General features: G+C 56.4%; 18 protein-coding genes. 10 read left to right on the top strand and 8 right to left on the bottom strand.

The window, feature by feature from the left end:
* Nucleotide 1: 1 nt before the first annotated feature.
* Nucleotides 2–508, top strand: coding sequence for a poly-gamma-glutamate biosynthesis protein PgsC (pgsC, locus tag NB063_RS18960; RefSeq protein WP_250930334.1), 507 nt, complete (start codon nucleotides 2–4; stop codon nucleotides 506–508).
* A 100-nt stretch (nucleotides 509–608) separates the two neighbouring features.
* Entirely contained in the window at nucleotides 609–1,895 is a 1,287-nt protein-coding gene (pgsW, locus tag NB063_RS18955) for a poly-gamma-glutamate system protein (RefSeq protein WP_250930333.1), read from the top strand.
* Between the two features lie 196 nt (nucleotides 1,896–2,091).
* Here pgsW and NB063_RS18950 read toward each other — a convergent pair whose 3' ends face one another.
* Nucleotides 2,092–3,291, bottom strand: coding sequence for a glycosyltransferase family protein (locus tag NB063_RS18950; RefSeq protein WP_250930332.1), 1,200 nt, complete (start codon nucleotides 3,289–3,291; stop codon nucleotides 2,092–2,094).
* 380 nt (nucleotides 3,292–3,671) lie between these two features.
* Between NB063_RS18950 and NB063_RS18945 the strand changes: the two genes are divergently transcribed.
* Together NB063_RS18945 and NB063_RS18940 are read left to right on the top strand one after the other, a co-directional pair.
* Nucleotides 3,672–4,625, top strand: a complete 954-nt coding sequence (locus NB063_RS18945; protein WP_250930386.1) for an HD-GYP domain-containing protein — start codon at nucleotides 3,672–3,674, stop codon at nucleotides 4,623–4,625.
* On the top strand, nucleotides 4,586–5,038 hold the full coding sequence (locus tag NB063_RS18940; protein WP_250930331.1) for a PilZ domain-containing protein: 453 nt from the start codon (nucleotides 4,586–4,588) through the stop codon (nucleotides 5,036–5,038). Before NB063_RS18945 ends, NB063_RS18940 begins: the two co-directional genes overlap by 40 nt.
* On the opposite strand, the gene NB063_RS18935 is transcribed toward NB063_RS18940, so the two are convergent.
* Complete coding sequence (locus NB063_RS18935) at nucleotides 5,012–5,332, bottom strand: hypothetical protein (protein WP_250930330.1); 321 nt, start codon at nucleotides 5,330–5,332, stop codon at nucleotides 5,012–5,014. The two genes, NB063_RS18940 and NB063_RS18935, sit on opposite strands and share 27 nt — an antisense overlap.
* A 73-nt stretch (nucleotides 5,333–5,405) precedes the next feature.
* Nucleotides 5,406–5,735, bottom strand: a complete 330-nt coding sequence (locus tag NB063_RS18930; RefSeq protein ID WP_250930329.1) for a hypothetical protein — start codon at nucleotides 5,733–5,735, stop codon at nucleotides 5,406–5,408.
* 257 nt (nucleotides 5,736–5,992) lie between these two features.
* Here NB063_RS18930 and NB063_RS18925 point away from each other — a divergent pair, with 257 nt between their 5' ends.
* Nucleotides 5,993–6,607, top strand: coding sequence for a hypothetical protein (locus NB063_RS18925; protein WP_250930328.1), 615 nt, complete (start codon nucleotides 5,993–5,995; stop codon nucleotides 6,605–6,607).
* A gap of 578 nt (nucleotides 6,608–7,185) precedes the next feature.
* Here the strand turns inward: NB063_RS18925 and sdhB are convergent.
* From sdhB to NB063_RS18905, 4 genes are all read right to left on the bottom strand, one after another.
* Nucleotides 7,186–8,040 carry a succinate dehydrogenase iron-sulfur subunit gene (gene sdhB, locus NB063_RS18920; protein ID WP_250930327.1) on the bottom strand — a complete coding sequence of 285 codons (855 nt, stop codon included), beginning with the start codon at nucleotides 8,038–8,040 and terminating at the stop codon, nucleotides 7,186–7,188.
* A gap of 112 nt (nucleotides 8,041–8,152) precedes the next feature.
* Nucleotides 8,153–10,162: a succinate dehydrogenase flavoprotein subunit gene (gene sdhA, locus NB063_RS18915; RefSeq protein WP_250930326.1), complete on the bottom strand. Its 2,010-nt coding sequence runs from the start codon at nucleotides 10,160–10,162 to the stop codon at nucleotides 8,153–8,155.
* Between the two features lie 108 nt (nucleotides 10,163–10,270).
* Nucleotides 10,271–11,191: a succinate dehydrogenase cytochrome b558 subunit gene (locus tag NB063_RS18910; RefSeq protein WP_250930325.1), complete on the bottom strand. Its 921-nt coding sequence runs from the start codon at nucleotides 11,189–11,191 to the stop codon at nucleotides 10,271–10,273.
* Between the two features lie 342 nt (nucleotides 11,192–11,533).
* On the bottom strand, nucleotides 11,534–12,301 hold the full coding sequence (locus NB063_RS18905; RefSeq protein ID WP_250930324.1) for a response regulator transcription factor: 768 nt from the start codon (nucleotides 12,299–12,301) through the stop codon (nucleotides 11,534–11,536).
* 289 nt (nucleotides 12,302–12,590) lie between these two features.
* On the opposite strand from NB063_RS18905, the gene NB063_RS18900 reads away from it, so the two are divergent.
* The 5 genes from NB063_RS18900 (at nucleotide 12,591) to NB063_RS18880 (ending at nucleotide 19,988) form a co-directional block, all read left to right on the top strand.
* Complete coding sequence (locus NB063_RS18900) at nucleotides 12,591–13,907, top strand: citrate synthase (protein WP_250930323.1); 1,317 nt, start codon at nucleotides 12,591–12,593, stop codon at nucleotides 13,905–13,907.
* Between the two features lie 242 nt (nucleotides 13,908–14,149).
* Nucleotides 14,150–15,142 carry a phytanoyl-CoA dioxygenase family protein gene (locus tag NB063_RS18895; RefSeq protein WP_250930322.1) on the top strand — a complete coding sequence of 331 codons (993 nt, stop codon included), beginning with the start codon at nucleotides 14,150–14,152 and terminating at the stop codon, nucleotides 15,140–15,142.
* Between the two features lie 416 nt (nucleotides 15,143–15,558).
* The gene (locus NB063_RS18890; RefSeq protein WP_250930321.1) at nucleotides 15,559–16,974 is read left to right on the top strand and encodes an arylsulfatase; all 1,416 of its coding nucleotides are present in this window, start codon (nucleotides 15,559–15,561) and stop codon (nucleotides 16,972–16,974) included.
* Between the two features lie 159 nt (nucleotides 16,975–17,133).
* Nucleotides 17,134–18,594 (top strand): sulfatase, encoded by a 1,461-nt coding sequence (locus tag NB063_RS18885; RefSeq protein ID WP_250930320.1) that lies wholly within the window; start codon nucleotides 17,134–17,136, stop codon nucleotides 18,592–18,594.
* Nucleotides 18,591–19,988 (top strand): sulfatase, encoded by a 1,398-nt coding sequence (locus tag NB063_RS18880; protein ID WP_250930319.1) that lies wholly within the window; start codon nucleotides 18,591–18,593, stop codon nucleotides 19,986–19,988. Before NB063_RS18885 ends, NB063_RS18880 begins: the two co-directional genes overlap by 4 nt.
* A gap of 102 nt (nucleotides 19,989–20,090) precedes the next feature.
* On the opposite strand, the gene NB063_RS18875 is transcribed toward NB063_RS18880, so the two are convergent.
* Nucleotides 20,091–22,739, bottom strand: coding sequence for a CHAT domain-containing protein (locus NB063_RS18875; RefSeq protein WP_250930318.1), 2,649 nt, complete (start codon nucleotides 22,737–22,739; stop codon nucleotides 20,091–20,093).
* Between the last annotated feature and the right edge of the window lie 41 nt (nucleotides 22,740–22,780).

The following is a 22,780-nucleotide window of genomic DNA, read 5'->3' as shown; positions in this document are numbered from 1 at the left end:
GATGGAGTGGCTTGCATTGTCGATCGGCATCGGCTTGGTCGTCAGTTTGCTGTTTACCGAGGCTTTCGGTTTAAGCGTCGGCGGGATGATCGTTCCCGGCTATCTCGCTCTTTCGTTTGACCAACCGCTGACCATTATCGCCACGATTATCGCGGCGTTGCTGACGGCTTGGTTGGTTCATGAGGTCGATCGTTACGCGATCTTGTTTGGTCGTCGCCGCGTGGTGTTGACCATGGTGTTTGGGTTCGCAGTTGCTGCAACGCTCCGGGCGGTACTCGAGATGGTTTGGCCCGGCGTGAGTATGTCGCTGACGGGTGATGTTGCGACGGCCGCATCGGGCTCGCTGGCTTGGATGCAAAATATGACCGTGATCGGGTTCGTCATCCCTGGCTTGGTGGCTCTTTGGATCGCACGAAGCGGAGTCGTGCAAACGCTTTCTCCGCTGGTGATCGCTACCGCGTTGGTTCATTTGACGCTTGTCGCGATTGGTGTCACGCACTTGGCGTGAGGGTGATGTTAGACACTCGGGTCGTCCGTGATCGGACGAGGCTGGGTGTGGGTGGTTGGATTTTTTTGCTGTTTGAATGACATAAACAAATACACGGAACATGAAAAAGCTGTATTACCGGCCTCAGAAAATCTCTTCGGGCTCGTTGTTGTTTCTCGCGGCGTTGTCCGTTGTGGTCGTGATCACGCTGCGGAACATGCCGAGTCGTTGGGCCGCGCTCGAAAGTTGGGCGGGTACGGCGATGCAGGTGCCTGATGTCGAAGACCGCATGTTGCGGGCTTCGGAGCAAGCTCAAGACGCGTTCGACGCGATCCATTGCAAGCGTGTGGTATTGGGGCACCGGATGCTCGATATCCACGACCCAGCCGACACCGGCATGGTGGGGCCCTCGATGTCGTTGGTGACCAGCCTCCCCGGACACCTCGATGCAAAATTGACTAGCGTCAACCCGAACTTTGCCGCCGTGGCGATGCGGCTGCTGATCGAAGCGGGAGTGCGGCCTGGCGACCGAATCGCGATTGGTTGCACCGGTTCGTTCCCAGCACTCAATATCGCGGTGTATGCCGCAGCAGAAGCCATGGATTTGCGTCCGGTGATCATCAGCAGTGCGGCGTCGAGCCAGTTTGGTGCGAACTCACCCGACCTGATGTGGCCGGACATGGAGAAATTGTTATTCGACCAAGGCATCATTCGTCATCGCAGTGAAATGATCTCCCGCGGTGGTTTCCAAGACCGCGCCGCTGGCATGAGCGACGACACCCGGGAAATCCTCGAAGCGTCGATTGCACGCAGCGGGTTGCCGTTGATGGATAGCGTGAGCGACGACGACGCGATCGAGCGTCGTATGATGGTTTACTCGCAGGCCGTCGAAGATGAAACCTACGCGGTCTACATCAACGTTGGTGGTGGTGACGCGTCGGTAGGCGGAACGATCGGTAACGACGTGCTCGGTGAAGGTGTGATTCGTCCAATGTCGTCATTTCACCCTCGTAACCTGTTGGGGTTGAACAAGGTGACCGCGGCCACACGCAAGGCGGGGACGCCATCTGCTGAGGATCCGACCGGTGAAGCAGCTGCGGCGACCGCGACCGATTGCGTTGCGACGCGTTTTCTGTCGTCCGGAGTCCCGGTCATTAACATGATCAACGCCGTCAAACTCGCCAAACAATACGGATTGCCGGTCGCTTCGACCGAGATCATCCGCCCAGGCGAAGGGGGTGTGTACGTGATCGCCGACATGCGCCGACCACTCGCCATCGCCGGGATCGTTTTCATCCTGTTGGCGACGTTGCTAGTCGTCCGCCCTCCCGCACGACTTGTCGATGCAGGAAAGAAACGCGGTTGGTTTGGCGACGACGCCAAATCGCAGCCGCAGTGGATGGTGTAGCGAGCCTAGCGACAATGAAATGAGGTGGTGGGTTTCACCAGGGATTTCCAAGTAGGAACTCTGGGAAGTCTCACCACCGATCGGACAGTTGCGATTATTCGCGTGCGTGCTGGATTGATAGAGCAACCGGCCGCGAGTCGCCCAACGGCCCTATCAGAGAATGAAGGCCGCGGCGACGCGGATGCAGGCTCGCGTGTTAACCAACCGTTTCACGCAAGCGGTTAGGGAAGTCGGGGAAGGCCGCTCGGATGCGGGTCCAGTTCGGGATCGCTGGGTTTCCGCTCGGATCGTTAGAGAAAATCTCTCCCGCCTGAGTCACACACTGCGCGAACGCTTCGATCGCGGCTTCTTCGTCGTGCCGGTTGTAGTTGAGTGAATTAACACGTGCGTCGGCGGCGTATTGCCGGATGCAGTCTTGTGCGATTCGCAGGAATGACGCCCGCAGGGTCACGAAGGTCGAGTGGCTTAGCACAATGCCCTGGCTGGCGAGTGTGCGATAGATGGTGGTGAGGATGTCGAGTGCCATTTTCATGAGTCCCCGTTGGGAATCGTTGATCGACATCTCTTGGTGTTTGTGCTCGTAGAGGCAAGCCAAGTCGACTTGGCAGACCCGCTTTAGCGACGTGTTCCGGTAGACTTCCGCGAGTGTTCCGACTTCGAGCCCCCAGTCGCTGGCGACGCGGTTGCTACGGGCGAGGTTGCGTGTTAACGAGAATTCACCGGAGAGCGGGTAACGGAAGTTGCCGAGAAAACGCACAAATTGGTTTTCGGGGAAACATTGAATCAACGCACGCAACAGGGGTGCAACGAGCAGCCGTACCACGCGGCCGTGCATGCGATCAGTGACACGCGCGTAATAGGCTTTGCAGAACTCGAAGTCCAGACTCGGGTGCACCATGGGCAGGCAAAGGCGGGCCAACAATTGGCGGTCGTAGTCGACGATATCGCAATCGTGAAGCACGAATGTTTCGATGTTGGGGTCGTCGAGTAGGTAGCCGAATGCCGTCCAAACGCTCCGACCTTTACCGGGCGTTGCCAGAGGGATGTCCGCACTGATTAGTTCGTCATAGAGCGATTGAACGGCCGGACCATCGGTCCACAAGACTTTTGCCCGCTCACCCAGTGGAGCAATTTTTTGGCAGGTTTCGTCGTAGTCGGCTTGGTCCGGTGCGACCCCGAGGCTGACGACAATCGAGCCGATGTAGTCGGCTTGTTCCAATTCGCTGAGGATCTTCGAAAACGGTGCGGCACGCATGTCAGATGCCGTGACCGGCAGAACCAGTCCGATTTTCTGCTTTTGCGTTGACTCACGCAGCATCGTCTCGAGGTTTTCCAAGCTGGCGCTGCGAAGATCGTGGATCGTCGTGATTACATCGTGTTGATAGAAATCAGGCATGGCGTTAATGAGGCCTATTCAGGTTGGGGCATGAGAATGCGCCAATGGTAGCGAAGTTTGTGCGTCTTTGGAGTAAGCGGTAACGGCGCAAAAGTGAGTTTTCACCGATGAACGCGCAAGGCTGCCATCGAAGGGACCGATCGCACTGATTCTGCGGGTGCGACAAATGTGGTTTCCATCGAAAACAATCCACTTTTTTCTGATATCGTTACTTCGAGTGGTGTAGATTTGGATCTCGACCGGCCCCGCAGAGGGGGAGTTCCGGAGCTTCCGTGAAAAACAAGTCGAATTTGGTCACAGAGGTCATGGTGTTGACCTTCGTAACCTATTGTTGGTTGGTCGTTTCCTTCCAGGATCGTTTCTTTCCGTTTAAATGCCCCATGTTCGTTTCTGACCTTATCGCCATAAGCGTATCGACGCTTTCGCCGACGGCTGCGATTGGTGCGGATCTGTATTGTCGTGTCGACAAATCAGATCGAGCACAATTGTATCGTGGTGCGGAATATCCGATGGCACCGGAGGATCTGAACCGCTTGAAATCGCGCGGGGTGCATCAGTTATTCATCGAGCGAGAAGCGCGGGCACAGTATCAAGAGTATTTGCGAGACGTTGCCTCAGGGGATGGGGACGGCGTCAGCAACGAGCACCGTTCTGCTGCGCTCAATGAAGTCGTTTTAGATGTCTTGGAGACGAGTTTCCGAGGCAAGAATACGGATGATACGATCGATGCCGCTTCACAGCTCAGTGGGATCGCGGCGAGCCTCGTTACCCGGGAAGATTTTGCCGCAGGCGACTTGTTCCGCGTGCTTAATCATGATTACGCGACATTCACGCACAGCGCCAATGTCGCCTACTACGCAGGGATTTTGGCCACGGAATTAGGGTTTTCGGCCGCGGATGTGGAGTTGGTCATTGCCGGCGGATTGCTCCATGATCTCGGCAAGCTGGAAATTCCGGATGCAATTTTGACCAAGCCCGGACGTTTGGACGAGAAGGAGTTTCGCGTTATTAAGAAACACCCGCTGACGGGGTTTCGGCAGGTCGCCGGCCGCGCGGACTTAACCGAAGCACAGTTGATGATGGTTTACCAGCATCACGAGCGACTCGACGGTGGTGGATATCCAGTGGGATGCGCCGGAGACGAAATCCATCCATGGGGGCGGTTGTGCGCGGTCGTCGATATTTACGAAGCAGTGACCAGTCAGCGTCCTTACCGTACACCGATGACGCGGCCTCAAGCAATCGAGTTGCTGGAGCGACAAAGTGGTGATGCCCTCGACCCGGAGATGGTGAAATGTTGGACTTCGATTATCCAGTCCACTATGCCGGTCTGATTCAACAAGTTTCGTGGGATATCGAACTTCCGGAACAGTGGAATGAATTTTTCACTGAGACCGGGGTGGTTGCAGTCGTCGATCCGGATCGTCGTGATAAGCAGCGGCGCATCGTACGGATGCGTGGGTTGATGTCGATTGATCGGCCATTGCCCTCGATCAAGCGGGAAAAGCGTTTCTTTGGCGTTTATACGAAGGACTTTTCCAAGGACGCGTGCGGCGTCGTGACACCGTTTCAGCTGTACCCCAAGGAACGGGTGCGATTGGTTTTGCCCACGTTTTGGTTGGAGCTGCGTGTGGTTCGGTGTCACCGTGAGACTAGTACTTGTTTCGATACCGGATTCGCATTGGTCCGACGTCACGATCCCGATCGCAGTGCGTTCATCTCAGGCGGAAATTTCTTGAAGGTATGAGTCCTGGTTCGGCTGGCATTCTTCCGAAGCCGCCGTCGGCATACGGGAGGCTAGGCCGAACCATTGCGGAGGCTGTCCTTTGGTCTCGACGCAGATCGAAACTGGGCCGCCGAAGTCCCGCTCGGTCACCACACGCTCACGCTTTCCGCCGATCGTGATGGTCACGCTCTCAAAGCATGTCGAACCGTTGATTTGGCCGACAGGAATCCCGAATGAAACGAATGGGAATCCGTTGAGCTTGCTGGTGTGGAGTTGTTTATTGTCGCGGTGGTAGGTGATGAAGGATCGGTTCATGAAAAGGGCCCCCTTTTTTGTGAATGATGGGTACGACGTCATTCAGTATTGGCGACCCGGTGGACACGTTTGGTCAAAAGGGCGGGTTTTCCCGGTCTCCGCAGGGTTCGGTCGCTTGCCAATAGGCTGCGCGGAGCCGTCCCTCAACGTCGTCGGCATCGCCTGCAACGTGCAGGAGACAACCTAGCAGGGGGCCAGAATCGCAGCGCTGGGAAGCGATGGATTCGGTCGCGATGATTGTTCCGAATCGGGAGGCAACCGCTTCCATGATCACACTCGTTGATTCCTCGCGCGAGTCGACAACCATCACGTGTCGTTCCAATGCGATCACTCCCCACGGGATATCCGAAGGGATGGCATCAAAAATGCGCAGGTAATTTCGGCAGAGGGAGGTCACATCCATGTGTCCGATTCTATCAGCCGGCGAAGGATGGCAAACGTCGAAAGTTTTCGGTGGAGTCATGGGCGAGGTTCACTGTAGCCAAATGCGCGGGGCAGAGACTCCGGCATCGCGAAGAGAGCGTGTCGTCGACCAGGATACCAAAAACACGCCGTCTCGACCGGATCTCTTCGCTCAACTATTAGTGCGATTGCGAAATCGTTAAGCTGGCACGCGACGCGATCGAGTGTGTCCCTGCCCACCCGTATTGAAAGTGACTAATGAGTTCAGGCAACCCACCCAATCCTTACGGTTATGAACCCCAAGCGTCCCAGGCTGACGCGCCCGTCAATCCATTTGCGCCAACGAGTCAGTTGGGCGAGAGCATCGTTGCGGTGGATTCGGATGCGCATCAGATCAGGCGGCAACACATCGCTCACGAGGCATCGATCAAATCGATTGGTGTGTTGTACTTCCTGGGGGCGATTGTATTTATCCCGATGGGCGCTTTTGCTGCGGCGGGGACTTTCATGGCACGTGGCGGGCCAGCGCCGATCGAATTGGGAGTGATCGGGCTGGTCTATCTCGGTCTTGGCGTGTTGTGGATTTGGTTGGGGTTGGGCCTTCGCAGGCTGAGTCCCGCAGCGCGGATCGTCGCGAGCATCTTCAGTGCGCTGGGCTTGCTGGGGTTTCCGGTCGGTACGATCATCAACGGGTATATCCTCTATCTCCTATTATCGGCCAAGGGGAGGACGATTTTTGCGCCGGAGTATCAAGAGGTGATTCGGTTGACTCCCGATGTCAAATACCACACTTCTAAAGTCGTGATCGCGCTGCTGATCATCATCGTTCTGTTGATGATCTTCGGTGTGGGCGCGTTGTTTGTCGGGGGTTAATTGCGCGTCGTTACCTTTCACGTAGATCGGTCTCTCGGGACGTCGATTGTTTTAGTGCTCTTTTTAGCGGAACGGCGCGAGCCGTCCGGTTCCGCGTTACCGGACGGCTCGCGCCGTTCCGCTACTTTTGAAATCCTTCAGTAATACAATCGACGTCCCCCGAGACCGAGAATTGCTGGCGTTACCCGCGTTCGGAGCCTCCTGCTACGTGAGCGTAGAAAACTCCCACGCGTCCCCCCGGCCACTACCGCGTCCGGCCCTCATGCACGCGGGAATGTGAAGTCAAGCACACGGCTTCAAAGAGTTTGAGCCCGGGATGGCAATGGATCCATCGCTCACACTTCGGATTGCGAATCGATACTTCCATTTCGGATCTCGATTCAAGCGATGCACCGTTGCGCTGCGCGATCCACTCAGCAAACCGCTGGCGTGCGCGGAATTGGCTCACGCGCCGGAAGATGGCCCATCGTGTCTTTACGAGGGCCGGTTGGGTGCCGGCTCGCCAGTAGCGAATAAGAGTTGTCGCGTGTGAGAATTGGCGAGCACGGGCGATCGATGTGCGAGCTTCGTTGCTGCTCCTATCGATCAAACCATTTCTTGATCGCGTGCAGTGTCGTGGCTCGGCCTGCGCGAGCAATCGAGGTGGTCAGCGGGATTTCCTTCGGACAAACCGCGACGCAGTTTTGAGCATTGCCGCAGGCAGCGATTCCGCCTGGTCCGGTCAACGCGTCAAGTCGTTCGGCCGCGAGAGCTTTGCCGGTTGGGTGGTTGTTGAACAGCATTGCCTGGGAGATCGCATGCGGTCCAACGAATGCTTCTTCGTATGCCGCTTTCTTGCGAGCTTCGAATGCTTCCTGGCTTTCGCCTTCCTCGCGGGTCAGTTCAATTTTGGTGTACTGCGGGCACGCTTCGAGGCAGCAGCCACAGCTCATGCACTGGCTGAGTGGGTAGTTGCGTTCTTGGTCATCTCGCGAGATGCGTTCGCCAGGACCGAGGTTGTAATAGCTGTCGACAGGAACCCATCCCTTGACGCGTTCGAGTCCTTTGAACAACCGGGTGCGGTCGACCATCAGGTCACGGAGCACGGGGAATTTGCTCATCGGTTCGAGCACGATTTCGTCAGAGTTTTCTACGAGCAAACGATCGACGAGTGCACTGCAACTTTGACGTACGCGGCCGTTGATGACCATTGTGCAGGCACCGCAAACCTCTTCGAGGCAGCCGCAATCCCATGCGATGGGTGAGACCTTTTTGCCGTCAACGGTGGTGGCCTGCGCGGCGATCCGCTGCAGCACGCTGATGACGTTCATCTCCCGTTCGTACTTGATCTTGTGGAGTTCCCAGTAAGATTTCTGGCCCGGGGCGTCTTGGCGACGAACACGGACGTTGATGAACTCGGGACGATTCTTAATCGAAGGTTCCAGGGCGATCATCGGTATTGAAGACTCGTTTGGCGGCGGAAGGTGAAAGATTCGAGCGAAAAAATGTCGGATGAAAAATCACCGCAACCGGGCCAATCGACCCGGCCGGCAATTTCATTCTAGATCAATGAGAACCCGCGTACGGTTTGCTGGTTTGGTTATTTGCCGCGAGAGCTGCGGCTCGTTCGTTCCAGACCTCCTCGATGGCTTCGGCGCCGACGAGGCCGTACAGTCGAGGACGTGGTGGGATCAGTGATGTGTCCACGTCTTCGTACGTCAGTTCGGGTTGGTTGGAACCGGAGTTCCAGGTCGCGATGGTGCTCTTGAGATACTTCTCGTTGTTTTCTTGGAACGCATCACACCACGCTTCGGCTTGGCGGCGGCGTTCGGCCGGATCATCGGAGGTCAACGGCGGTTTGATAAACTCAGGTTTGAAGTGGGCGCCACGGCATTCGTCACGTTGCAACGCTCCACGTAGCAATGCTTTGGCGATCGGGAACATGTCCTGAAGCGCTTTGGCAAAGATCACATTTTGGTTGGTCCAGGCACCCGTGTCGGCAAGGTTCACTCGCATCGCACGTTCGTGCAGTTCGTCAACTTTCGTGATCGCTTCGCGAAGTTGGTCGTTCTTGCGAACAACCGTTGCGACGCGGGTCATGATGTCGCCGAGTTCTTGGTGAATCAGGTACGGGTTTTCGTTGCTGTCTTTGTTGCCGTTGAGCAAGTGATCGTGGCGTTCTTGTTGTGCCTTGACCGCGGCATCGAGCAGCGATTGAGGAACGTCGGCGGCGCCTGACGATTGCGAGGCAGCGTAGTTGACGATCGACGAACCGGTGAACAATCCGGAGAAGATGCACGATAGCAGCGAGTTCGCACCAAGGCGGTTGGCGCCGTGGTAGTGGTAATCGCATTCACCGATCGCGTACAAACCTTCGATGCTCGTCATGTGGTTACGCGGGGCACCGGGTTCGAGTCCACCATCGGCGCTCTTGACGTAATCCGCCCACAATCCGCCCATGCTGTAGTGAACCGCTGGGAAGATTTTCATCGGCTCGTCCCGTGGATCGACCCCTTGGAACTTCTCATAGATTTCGAGAATACCGCCGAGTTTCCGGTCGAGTTCGGATCGTTCGATGTGGGTCAAGTCGAGGTAGACGCACATCCGGTCATCTTCCACGCTGAGCCCTTCGTTGACGCAGATGTCGAAGATTTCACGTGTCGCGATGTCGCGTGGAACCAGGTTCCCGTATTCGGGATAACGTTCTTCGAGGAAGTAGTATCGGTCGGCTTCGGGTATGTCGCGTGGGGCCCGTGAGTCTTGTGGTGTGCGAGGAACCCAGACGCGTCCGCCTTCACCACGAGCCGATTCGCTCATCAGTCGCAGCTTATCGGCACCGGGGATCGCGGTCGGGTGCACTTGGATGAATTCGGCGTTGGCGTACTTCGCACCGACTTGGAAGCAACGGCTGGCGGCGCTTCCGGTGCAGAACACGCTCATCGTGCTGCGTCCGTAGATCAGCCCGCAACCACCGGTCGCGACGACGACGGCGTCGGCGGGGAAGGAGCGGATTTCCATCGTGTTCATGTTTTGGGCGACGGCACCACGGCAGCGACCGGTTTCGTCTTGAACCAAGCCAAGGAAATCCCAGAACTCGAATTTGTTGATCGCACCAGCGGCTTCTTGGCGTCGGACTTGTTCGTCCAAGGCATAGAGAAGTTGTTGTCCGGTGGTCGCTCCGGCGAATGCGGTGCGTTTGTAAAGGGTTCCGCCGAATCGACGACGGTCGATGAAACCTTCGCCGGTGCGGTTAAACGGAACGCCAAGACGGTCCATCAATTCGATGACCTTCGGAGCCCAGAACGCCATCTCTTTGACAGGCGGCTGGTGGTTCAGGAAGTCACCTCCGTAGACGGTGTCGTCGAGGTGTTTCCATTCGTCGTCACCAAGTTGCCGAGTTTGGTCGTTGCAGCTGTTGATTCCGCCCTGGGCACAAACACTGTGTGAACGTTTGACAGGCGTGAGGCTGATCAGATCGACTTTGGAACCAAGTTCGGCGAGCTTCATCGCCGATGCGAGTCCGGCGAGTCCGCCACCGATTACGACGACGCGGGCGGGTTGAGTGGACGCTGCCATGTTGAAAAAACCTTCGTGTCCGGGTGGAACCAGTAGGGTCAGTGGATGTGTGATGAAATGGGGGTTCCGCCGACGGTTTGTCCATCGGCGAAAGTTACCGAGTCCTGATCAAGATTCAGATTCGCTCGGCTCTGTTTCGGTTTCGGCGGTCGGTTCAACGATGATCGTTTCTTCGATAATGATCGCGTCAACGTCGTCCGCGTCTGGTTCCGCGGTTTCACCTTCGGCCTCGTATCGTTTTTCGGGCATGTCGTAGACAAGGCCGGTTTTAAGGGCCGCCTCAAACATGATGTCTTCGGTTTCGCGAGCTTTGGCGATTTGTTCCGGTCCAGGAGCAACTGCCGCCCACCAAGCCGCTGTTCCGATAACCGCCAAAAGGACGCCGAACGCCACACAAACTTTGGTCGCTCGTTCTTGGGCGGCGGGGGAGATCCACAGCCCCCACGTGATCCCGGCGGTCCACAGCCCGTTGGCGAGGTGGAATACCGTTGCCCACACGCCGATCAAGTAGAACGCTGGCCAGAATAAGCCCCAGGCCCATTGGTCCATCGCCAGGGCCAGTGAGGAGGCCGCGTTGTAGGGGTAGAATTGGGCAAAGCCGAGCGGTTTCATCACGGCGAGCCATGGCCCGAAGTGGAACCAGCCGTGCAGGTGAAGGACGTGGAACATCAAGAAGACGAACGCGATCAGTCCGGTCCAGCGTTGCCATGTGTAACGCTTGTTCCCGGTGAACTTGTAATTGCCCAAGTTCGACTTGCCGGTCTTGATGATCCAAACGCCGAGGATGGCGTGGAAGAGCAGCGGCAAGAAGATGCCTCCCCATTCAACCAACGGCAACGCTGCGCCGAGTGAGTGAATGTAGTAGACCGCCCGTTGGAACGTTTCGGTTCCGTTGAGCAGGCTGGCATTCGTGGTCAGGTGGATGCACATGTAAAGGCCCAGCGGCACGATGCCCAAGAGCGAGTGCAACCGCCGAATCGCGAATTCATGGCGGATAAAAATCGATTGCGAGCGAGTGAGTTCGGACACGGACGTCTGATGGGTGCGTGGAGGAAACTTGCGTAAAACGTCGGCGACGTGCAGTGTAAGGAGTTTGGCGTGGTCAGCCTAGGGATTCACCGCCGCGAAAACTATTGGCGCACGGGGAAATATGCGTTGCGTGACGATCTGCCGCAGGAAGATCGCCTGCGGATCTGGGCGACGTGTGCGGATGGGAAGGGCAGCATCTGAAGGATCGCCGCTGAGGCTCGGCCGTCATCATGGAGTCGCCGCAGTTGTGCCTGTTCGCCTCTTTGGACGCCGCGAGACTCTGTTCAGATTCCCGGACCCGGATGCAACGCCGTGCCCTCGGCATTCTTCCGGTTCCCCTCTTCATTGCTCCGGTTCAGGGTGCAGCACGAAGCGGTAGCCGGCATCCCGGAGGGTGAGCAAATGGATGGGGGTGGCGGGGGCGGGTTCGATGATTCTTCGCAATCTCGCGATAAACTGATCGACCGCGCGGGTTTGGACGTTGCCGGATACTTCCCAAACATGAACGAGAAGTTCCGAGCGGCTGATGACCCGTTCGGGGTTCTCGACGAAGTAACGCAGCAGACGCAGTTCTTTGGGCGTCATCCGCACGGGCTTGCCGGCAACGCGAACTTGGTGGGTGCGGAAGTCCACCGCGACTTGGCCGAACTCGATCGCATCGACTTTTTGGGACGGGATCGGCGGCGGGGCGTGGTTGCCGGCGGACGCGTTTCCGGTCTTTCCGGATGTGCCAGTGTGTTGTGAAATTTGCAACAGGTTTTTGACACGGCTGAGCATTTCATCGAGTTCGAAGGGCTTGCTCATGTATTGGTTGGCCCCGACGTCAAATCCTCGCGTCCGGTCTTCGGGCAGCGTCCGGGCCGACAGCATTAGCACCGGCAAACCCAACCCAGCTTCTCGAATCCGTTGGCAAACGGTGTAGCCGCTCATCCCCGGCAGCATCAAATCGAGGATCACCAGATCGATGCTTTGCGGCGAATGGTCGATCAGTTTCAACGCCGCCGGGCCGTCTTCGACCAGCGAAACGCGGTACCCTTCGGCTTCGAGGTTGTATTTGATGCCGACGCCGAGATGCTGCTCGTCTTCGACCACCATGATGTGTGCGCGCACTGGAAAAATTTCCCGTTTTTCGTTTTCCTCGGAATCGATTTGGCTCTCTCTCAGCGAATCCTATCACGTGCGGCGTAAAATTTCACAACACGTTGCCTCGTAAACGGTTTTCGAAGCCGCTGGTCGCGTTTTGAAAAACTGTCGATCCAATTTTGAAAACGGGGACGCTGATTGTCGATGACCCGACACAGGGCTACACTACGGCAACGTTCACGAAGGGAGCCCCCCCACAACCCGATTTACGAACGATCCGTTTGCCAACCCTGACTCACACGAATCGCATCTTCATATGAAGCCCTCAGCAAGTTTGGATACCGAGCAAATTGACACGGTTCGCGTTCAGATGGGCGACCAGAGCTGTGAACTGCCTTTGGTCGAAGGAACGGAGGGTGAACGAGCCCTCGATATCAGTCGGTTGCGAGCCACGACGGGGGCGATCACGCTCGACGAAGGTTTCGTTAACACCGGCAGCACCCGCAGTGCGATCACTTTCCTTGACGGTGAAAAAGGCGTGCTTCGCTATCGCGGTTATCCGATCGAGCAACTCGCCGCCCACTGCGATTTCATCGAGACGGCGTTTTTGCTGATTTACGGTGAACTGCCCTCCTCACGCGAAATCGAAACGTTCCGAGCCGGGATTCGCGAACATACGATGATTCATGAGGACATGAAATCGTTCTATAACGGTTTCCCTCGCGACGCTCACCCGATGGCGATTCTAAGTAGCGTGGTGGGTGCACTCTCGACGTTCTATCAAGATTCGCTCGAAGTCAACGACCGCCGGCAGGTCGAGATTTCGATTTACCGATTGCTCGCCAAGCTGCCCACGATTGCGGCGTACAGCTACAAGAAATCGATCGGCCAGCCGTTCATGTATCCCAAGAATAGTCTCAACTACACCGAGAACTTCTTGCACATGATGTTTGCGACTCCGGCGTCGGAGTACTACATGGATCCGGACTTCGCCGAAGCTCTGAACCTATTGTTGATCGTTCACGCCGATCACGAACAAAACTGCAGCACGTCGACTGTACGGATGGTTGGCAGTAGCAACGCGAACCTCTTCGCATCGATCTCCGCGGGCATCAGTGCTCTGTGGGGGCCGCTGCACGGTGGAGCGAACGAAGCTTGCGTGAACATGCTCGAGCAGATCGCACTTGATGGCGGCAACGTCAAGAAGTACGTCGATATGGCGAAGGACAAAGACAACCAATTCCGCCTGATGGGTTTTGGTCACCGCGTCTACAAGAATTTTGACCCGCGGGCAACGATCATCCGCGCCTGTTGTGACAAACTGCTTGCGAAACTCAACTTGGATGACCCCTTGTTCGAAGTTGCTCAGCAACTCGAAGAAGTCGCATTGAAGGACGAGTACTTCATCGAACGCAAGCTGTATCCCAACGTCGACTTCTACTCCGGCGTGATCTATCGCGCACTGGGGATTCCAGTCCAGATGTTCACGGTGCTCTTTGCGATCGGACGTCTGCCAGGCTGGATCGCCCACTGGCGTGAAATGCACAGCAGCCCGGCGTTCCGGATCAACCGGCCGCGTCAGATCTACACCGGTTGCACCGAACGCGACGTCACCCCGCTCGAGTCCCGCTAAGGATTCGCGAAGCTCCGGTCTGGATTCCGTCACCGCCCCGCAGGCTCGGTTCTGCGGTCGGCGCAGCGGCGCGGGCCGTCTGAGTGTCTTTTTTTGGCCGATTGTAGGATTTCGGGCGTTTGCCGAGCGAGCATCCGGCTGCGCCGATCGATTTGCCACAATTACCAGGTGACAGCGAGATTTTTGATATTAATCTTGGGGGCTGTAGTGTACGCAACCCCTTGTTGAAACGAAGTGTATTGATGAGTGAAGCAGATCCGGTTTCCTTTGCCGACATGGATTCACGCGGATTTCTCCTGATCCGATCCTTTTTGGATCAAGAGGAGATTGAAATGCTCCACCAGGACTTTGAAGCCGCGGCACTCGAAGTCAATTCGAATTACAGCGTTCGCAGGATCTCACCGGCGGCCATGGACCGTCTCGAGGAAAAGTTTCGGCACGTCAACGAACAGGTTGCAGCGTGTTCGAGCGTCCGAGTCGATTGCCTCAACGACGGCGTTTATTTTTCGACCGTGTCCGAAAAAGTGACCTTGAGTAGCTCCGGCAAGGGGGCCCAGCAGGCGTTCCCGTGGCACCAGGACCACGAGAACTATTGGATGTGGCATGACGTCAAAAACTATCTGAATTTCTACATGCCGGTCGTCAAACCGGTCCTTGAAAAGTCCAACCTCACTGTTGTTCCGCTGGATCGATTGAAAGAGCGGGCTCCTGAAATTCACGACCGGTTATTGGGCCGAGGAGCGACCCGTGTGTTGCGTTCGGGCAAACGCTGGATCGTCAAAGATGATGACCAAGGCGGCAAGGTAGGAACGCTCGATTTCGATCTCGCCGAAATCGAAGAGACGCCGCAACTCCGCCCTGGGGATTTGTTGTTGCTCCGCGGAGACATTATTCACCGGACGCAAGACTCGTCGACGCGTCGGGTTGCCGCTTCGATTCGTTATATCAACAGCGAGACCATCGTCCCACGATCGACGGTCGCACAGGGTGGACTCGCCAAAATGTTGATGATGCTCAACGCACGATATCTTTTTGAGCCGGTCTTTCACTGCTTTGATGAAGCCAACGGCGAGCCTGTTCGCGCCAGGGTCATTGACGAGGAGCTCAAGCAAATTCGGGCGCGGCGGCTTAAAGGTGAAGAGCCGCAGAACACAGGCAAGATTGGTTTCCTTTCTCGATTGGTCAAAGAAAAAATTCGCTGCCGTTTGTCATCCGACAAGGCGGCTGCACGCTAACGCACTGCTGCTGATTTTTGAAAATGACGTAGGCCTCCGATACGTCAATCCATCCGCCAGAACGTGGTCCACGTCTGGCGGAGGCAGCACGCTGTTCACGCAACGCCGTTTACCTAGCTCGGTCTCTCGGGACAGAGATTGTTTCAGCGCTATTCGTAGCGGAACGGCGCAAGCCGTCCGGTCTCTCCCCACTAACAATGCCAATAACGCACTTGCCCACTTCAGATCGTGGAACGCGTCAAACCATCGGCGATTTCCGGCTACCATCAACTTTGCGGTCGAGCTGAATCGAGCCCCACGATTTACTCGTGTTTGCCGCAAGTTGTCTCTCGTCGCCCGATTAAGCTATTCTTGCTGGCGTTAATGAGGATGTGAGACCTGTTTGAACCACATGAATCCAAAGGCGGATGACGGAAATGATTACGAATCACATGTTACGCACTTCGTTTTTTCTGTGGATCGCGGTTTTAGTGGGGGTGTGGGGGCCATGCGGTCCCGTTGCTGCCGCGGATGTTGGCAAAAAGCCGAACATCATTTTCATCATGGCTGATGATCTCGGGTACGGCCAACTCGGTTGCTATGGCCAAGAAATGATCCAGACGCCGAATTTGGATCAGATGGCCAGCGACGGTCTTCGCATGACGGATTACTACGCAGGGACCGCCGTGTGTGCGCCATCACGCTGCGCGTTGATGACGGGGTTACATGTCGGGCACTGCTTTATCCGCGGCAATCATGAAATCAAGAAAACACCGACCAACGAATCCGGCCAGCTCCCGATTCCGTCGGAGACAATCACCGTTGCCGAACGGCTGAAGGAAGCCGGGTATACAACCGGCGTGGTTGGGAAATGGGGCCTCGGTTATCCCGAGAGTGAGGGCGATCCGCTCAATCAAGGGTTCGACTTCTTTGCCGGATACAACTGCCAGCGGCACGCACATAATTATTATCCCGGCTGGGTGTGGCGCAATCGCGAGAAGGTAGAACTCGGCAAAGCGAACACGCCAGAAGGTTACAGCCATTATTTTATGACCCGTGAAGCGCGTTCATTTATCACCGAAAATCAGGCCAATCCGTTCTTTCTCTATCTGGCTTACACGATCCCGCATTCGGCATTGCAAATCCCATCCGAAGACGTGGCCTACCGGCTGTACGAAAAGAAGGATTGGCCGGAAGCTCAAAAGAAACACGCCGGGATGATCACGTTGATGGACCGTGATATCGGCGGAATACGAGAGTTGCTTAAAGAGTTGGGGCTCGAAGAGAACACTTTGGTGATCTTCACAAGCGACAACGGACCGCACAACAGCGGCGGAGCGAAGATCGAGTTCTTTGACGACAACGGTCCGCTGCGAGGGATTAAACGCGACATGTACGAAGGCGGCGTTCGAGTTCCCTTCATCGCCGCGTGGCCATCGGTGATTGAGCCCGGGCGGACGAGCGATCATATCGCCGCCCATTGGGATCTCATGCCGACGGCGTGTGAACTGGCAAACGTCGATCCGCCTTCGGGCATCGATGGGATCAGTTACGTGCCGTTGCTGAAAGGTAACGTTGAGGCCCAGCCAAAGCATGATCTCGTCTATTTCGAGCTGCATCATCCTGACAAACGAGGATTGCGGATGGGCGACTGGGTAGCACTGCAGGACAAGACGACTTCCTCCGACCCGAACGTCGACCGCATCGAGTTGTACAATCTCAAAGAGGATCTCGAGCAAAAACACGATCTTGCTCGGAACTATCCCGAGAAGGTTGCGGAAGCCCGAAAGCTGTTCGCGGATGTGCACACGCCGAGTGATCACTTCCAATTCGGCAAACCCAAAAAGAAATAACCCGTCACAGCGATTGCTCGTGGTTTGTCAAGTTCAAACCCCGGTGTTACTCCAACCGGCGGTTCGGCTTGCTGCCGCTGAAAAGCCTAGCGGCGTGGTGCCGGCGGGCTGGTCTCGTTTAACGTTTTAATGCTGAGAATTAGCTAGGTACCAAACGACATGAAAATCATCCCCATCGCAATCGCGACGATGTTCGCGTGCCTGTGTGCAACCGGTGTCTGCGCCGAACCACCCAAGCCCAATATCATTTACATCAACGCCGATGATCTGGGCGTGATGGACGTTGGGTTCAACAGTGATCGCTATCACACGCCGAATATCGATCAACTGCGTGCCGATGGCATGCTGTTTACCAACGCTTACGCACCCGCGGCGAACTGCGCGCCGAGCCGGGCGTGTGTGATGAGTGGGCAGTACGGGCCTCGCCACGGGGTTTACACCGTCGATACGTCTGAACGTGGGAAAACGCGTGATCGGAAGCTCGTTCCGACCAACAACACCAAACATCTTGCTCTTGATAACCTCACGATCGCGGCCGTCTTGCAAGACGCCGGCTATCAAACGATCCACCTTGGTAAATGGCACTTGGGGCCGGATCCGACCCAGCAAGGCTTTGATGTCAATATCGGCGGTGACACGTCGGGAAGCCCATCGGGTGGAGGCTATTTTTCGCCGTTCCAGGGTGGGCCGATGAAAGCGTTCAGCGATCAGTATCCGGCCAAGACACATCGTGTTGATATCTATGCCGATCAAGCGATCCGGTTCATGCGGGCGAATCAAGCAAAGCCGTTCTTCATGCACATGGCATACTATTCGGTGCACACCCGTCTCGAAGCGGTTCCCGGCTTGGTTGAAAAATACCAAGGCAAAGAAAACGTCCATGCCGTGTACGCGTCCATGATCGAGAAAATGGATGAGGGTATCGGCAAAATTCTCGACGAACTGGATGCCCTCGGCCTGACCAAAAACACACTGGTGTTGTTCTGCTCCGACAATGGAGGCATTCGCAATATTTCGGATCAGGCCCCGTTTCGTTCGGGCAAAGGATCGTACTTTGAGGGCGGTATTCGCGAGCCACTGGTGGTTCGCTGGCCAGCGAAAGTTCCCGCCGGTAGTACGACCGATGTGCCCGTCATCGGGATCGATTTCTTCCCAACGTTTTTAGAGGCTGCCGGAGTCGATGTCCCCGAAGGCAAGCAGCTCGACGGGGTGAGTTTGATGCCTCTGTTGACGCAATCGGGTGACTTAGGCGAACGCGCCCTGTATTGGCACTTCCCCATTTATTTGCAAGCGTATGCGGGTGCGAAAGATGACTCTCACGATCCGCTTTTTCGCACCCGTCCCGGGTCTGCGATCCGATTGGGGAAATGGAAGCTTCACGAATACTTCGAAGACGGCCGGCTCGAACTCTACGACCTCGATGTCGATACGGGTGAGCGGCAGAATCTCGCGGCGACCATGCCCGAAAAGGCGTCCCGATTGCACGCTATGTTGACCCAGTGGCGCACCAAGACGGGAGCTCCCGTGCCGACAGAATTGAATCCGCAATACAATTCGTCCGCGGAAAGTGCCAAGAACAAGAAATTGAAAAAGAACCAAACAAAGAAGTCTGCTTTATGAATCGATACCATGTGGTCGCTGCATTGCTAATTGGTGTATTGGCATTCAACGAAGCTCACGCGAAACGTCCTAACGTGATCGTGATCCTGACCGACGACATGGGTTACGCGGATTTGGGGGTCACAGGCGGCAGCCAGATACTCACTCCGCATATCGATCAATTGGTCGCCGATGGTGTTAACTTTACAAATGCCTACGTGACCGCATCGGTTTGTTGCCCATCGCGAGCCGGTCTTTTGACGGGACGTTATCAACAGCGTTTTGGTCATGAGTTCAACAACTTTGCGATCCCGACCGAAGGATACACTGCGGACGATATGGGATTGAGCGTCGACGAGCGGACGATCGGTAACGCGTTCCAAGATGCCGGCTACGTCACCCAATGTGTTGGGAAGTGGCACATGGGCGGAGGCAGCAAATACGATCCTTCGTGGAGAGGATTTGATGAGGTGTTTGCGATCGAAGCAGGGCATCGCAGTTATTGGCCCTATCCCGGCAATGCCAATCGCAGCAATCGGATTCAGATCAGCGCCACCGAATTGTTGCCGGAAGAACAGGTCACGTACCTCACCGACGATTTAACCGATGCGGCCGTCGAATTCATCGGGCGGCATCAGGACGATCCCTTTTTCATTTATCTCGCTTACAACGCCCCGCACGGACCGCTGCACGGCAAAGAGGCCGACAAGGAGTTTTATGATTCGATCTCCGATAGCAAGCGTCGCACCTATGCGGCCATGATGAAGGCCCTCGATGAAGGAATCGGTAGGGTTCGTCAGTCGCTCGTCGATCGCGAGCTCGATCAGGATACGTTGATCGTGTTTGCCAACGATAACGGCGGTGCCACCAGTAACGGATCCGACAACGGTCCGTATCGCGGAATGAAAGGATCGAAATGGGAAGGCGGGATTCGGATTCCGTTCTGCATGACATGGCCCGGTCATCTTCCCGGCGGATTCTCGTTCGATGCACCGGTCAGCACCCTCGATATTCTGCCGACAACGCTCGCTGCTGCAGAGGCGACCTATCAAGGCTTGCCGCTCGACGGCGTGAACCTGTTGCCCTTCATCGCCGATCCCACATCCGGTCCGCCTCACGACGCGTTGTTCTGGCGGCGCGGTGTTGCGGCGGCGGTTCGTATGGGCGACTGGAAATTAATTCGAGTCGAAGGAAACCCCGATCTGCTATTCAATTTGGCAAGTGATCCGGGCGAGGGAAATGACGTCGCGAGTGATCATCCGGAGAAGGTCACGTTGATGAAGCGACGCTTGGCAGAATGGGAAAGCGAATTGGCGCCGCCGAAATGGACCGAAGGTGAGAAGTGGAGCCGAAACCAAGTGCTGAAGCACCAAATGCACGTCCAGACTCGGCAACAAGAACGCAAATACCCGTGACGCTTGCGTAGCGAAAGTCCTCAGGGGCCGTTCGATGTCGCCATCCGCTGCGTCAGCAGCGAACGCCGTCGTTGTCCCGCATCCGCGTGGGACGCTTCCCTATTAGTTGCCCGGGTTGCCCACGGTGGTTAGCGAATACGGTGCCCAAAACCATGGATGGGGCGGCATGCCGTCCTTCTTCAGCCGTTCGATCAGTTTGAGCTGGGCGACTCGCAAGGCTGCGGCGGGGGATGTTTGAGAATCGATTGATTCCCAAAATGTCTTCATCAAGTCCGGTGTGTAGTAGTCCGATGCGCTCCAAAGCGTCGCGATCACACGCCGTGCTCCTGCTAGGTGAAACGCCTGACGCAAGCCAGCGACCCCTTCGCCGTTGGTGACATCGCCGATGCCGGTGTCGCAAGCACTCAATGCGACGACTTCGGTGCCTCGCAGGTCCATTCTGAGAACTTCCATTCCGGTGAGAATCCCATCGTCTCCGTTTTGGGCGGTTGATAGATCCCGCGAATTCGCTCCCGCAAGCACAAGGCCGCATCGCAGCAGGGGGTTGAGTGTTGACCTCGAATCGTCGGGCAGGAAGAAGCCGTGCGTTGCCAAGACGGCAACCTTGGGCCGCGGCAACGAGCGTTTGATGTACGCCTCGAGCGCTTGATCTCCTTCGAGCAAGTAGACGTTTCCGCCGGCGAGTTTTCCCAGCGGCGTCCCGATTGCCTCGGCTTCGCGTTGTGTGCCGGTCAATTGGTTCCATGTGCGTGGGATGGGAACGGTCGATAGTTTAACGCTGCGGGTTTGCAACTGCGCGAGTTCGATGGAGCTGACGGTTTTTACCGACGCCAGTTGCACTTGCTCGGCAGACAAATCGAAGTTGGGGTTCGCGAGAATGAATCCGTAATCGAGTGCCCGAGTTTTTTCAGGCTTGGGAATCAGGTCCGCGCCGCTGACCACGTTGCTAATCGTGATAGTTTCGATCGCAAAAGTTTCGTCCGGCATGAGCAACGCCGACCAGGGGACGAGCCAAAGGTTGGAATCTGGACTGACGACCCAACGTGATGAACCTTGCAAATGTGGAAGCAGGGGCCAAAGGATCCTTTGCGATAATTGCCGTAGCGACTCGATTGAATTCTTGTGAGCCGAACTCGCGTCGGTCGTCAGCGACTGCACTGCCGCCTCGCCATCGAGTTGTCGGCGAACTTGCTCGATGGCTGCGTCGATGCGTTTCGCCGATCCAAGATTGACGAAGTTCGTTTGCCCGCTCGAGGAAAGCGTCCATGCGACGTAACACGCGTTGGTCGTTTGCCGGTCGGGAGGGAACATGGACGTGATCGCAGGGGTGTCGCGATCAAGCCGAACGATTTCGATGAGCATCGCGTCGACTGGTAATTGATTCGCGACGTCTTGCACGGTCGTCCATCCACGTTGACTCGCGGCGGTCGCGCCCGACTGGGCCAGCGTGTTGACAAGCTTGGCTTCTTGCGCGGCAAGCTTATTCCTCAGCTCGATTTGTTCAGGAGACTCGGCCGAGACGGCGAGTGCGGAGAGGCGTGCACGTAGCGATTGCAATTCCGACACTTTGTCTGCGAGCGGTGAGCCGGTCGCCGTTTCGCGGGCGAGCAATTCTTGCTGTGCGAGTGTTTCTCGCGAGAGTCCTTTGAAATTGATGGCCCATTCCAATGCCGCAGTTTGCATCTTTGGGTTTCCTTGGCAAACGAGGGCCATGGCAAGGGCGTCCATGAGTCCTGTCTGTTCTCGCTGCAAAAAGCGCAGTTGCTCGCTTTGTGGCAACGACGCCAGGGTATCAACGATGAACTTTCGATACGTTTGTCGTGACCGCTGCATCCATTCGGCCGCTTCGGCGAATTGTTTTTCACGGCCTAACAGCAACGCAAATTCGTGTTGGAGAATGGCGACCTCGAGATTCTCATCCGTCGACCAGAATCGCTTCATTTGTTCGATCGAGTGGGCGAGTTGCGGGCGCGCGAGATCATCGCGTTGCCGGCTAGCAAGAACCACGGCTAGCATGCCTTCCGATTGTGAAATCAGGCGGCTGCCTTGGGGCAATAAGGCCGAGCGGTTGGAAAAGGCCTGTTGCATGAGCGTCGTCGCACGTTCGAGATCGCCTTGTCGCAGGGCGGCCATCGCGAGTTCATGTTGGCAGGACGCGGCACCCAAGCGGCTCCTGCGATCGGATCGCGATGCGAAGAACGCGAGCGACTCATCGAGAAAACGCCTCGCTTCTCCGAATCGGTCTTGTTCGAGATAGAGACGGCCGAGCTTTTTCGCGGTCAACGCTTTGGCGGATTCATCGTCGAGATGTTTGTACGCCAGCAGGTACGCCGCTTCCGCTTTATCCCACTGCGTGAGCCGTCGGTAGAGAGATCCGAGGCTGTCTTGGCATAGCAGAGCTGCGGGGCTGTGTGGACCGTTTTCATTGCTGAGTGCTTGAGCGGCGACGTCGTAAAGACGCTGGGCTTCGTTCAAACGAAAGGTTTCTTGATAGCTGTCAGCGAGCAGCTTGGTCAGTTGTGCCGTGTTGTTGTGGAGTGGCCCCTTTTGCCCGCGACCGTACACGCTGGGAGCGAGTTTTACCGCGATTTCAAAGTGCGTTGCGGCATCGTGAAATCGCTCATCGTTGTACGCACGCATTGCCGTTTCGTACGCCGTCGTGAGTCGAGCGACATCGTCGCCTCGCAGTCGGTTTTGCGCCAAGAAGTTTGGCAGCATCAAAAGGAGGACGATCAAGAGACGCAGTCGCATGGTTCGAATTCCAACGGTGAAACGACAAGAAATCCTGCTGC

Source organism: Aporhodopirellula aestuarii, assembly GCF_023701485.1.
In the GTDB taxonomy this organism is placed as follows: domain Bacteria; phylum Planctomycetota; class Planctomycetia; order Pirellulales; family Pirellulaceae; genus Rhodopirellula; species Rhodopirellula aestuarii.
This window is presented reverse-complemented; position numbering and strand designations above follow the sequence as displayed.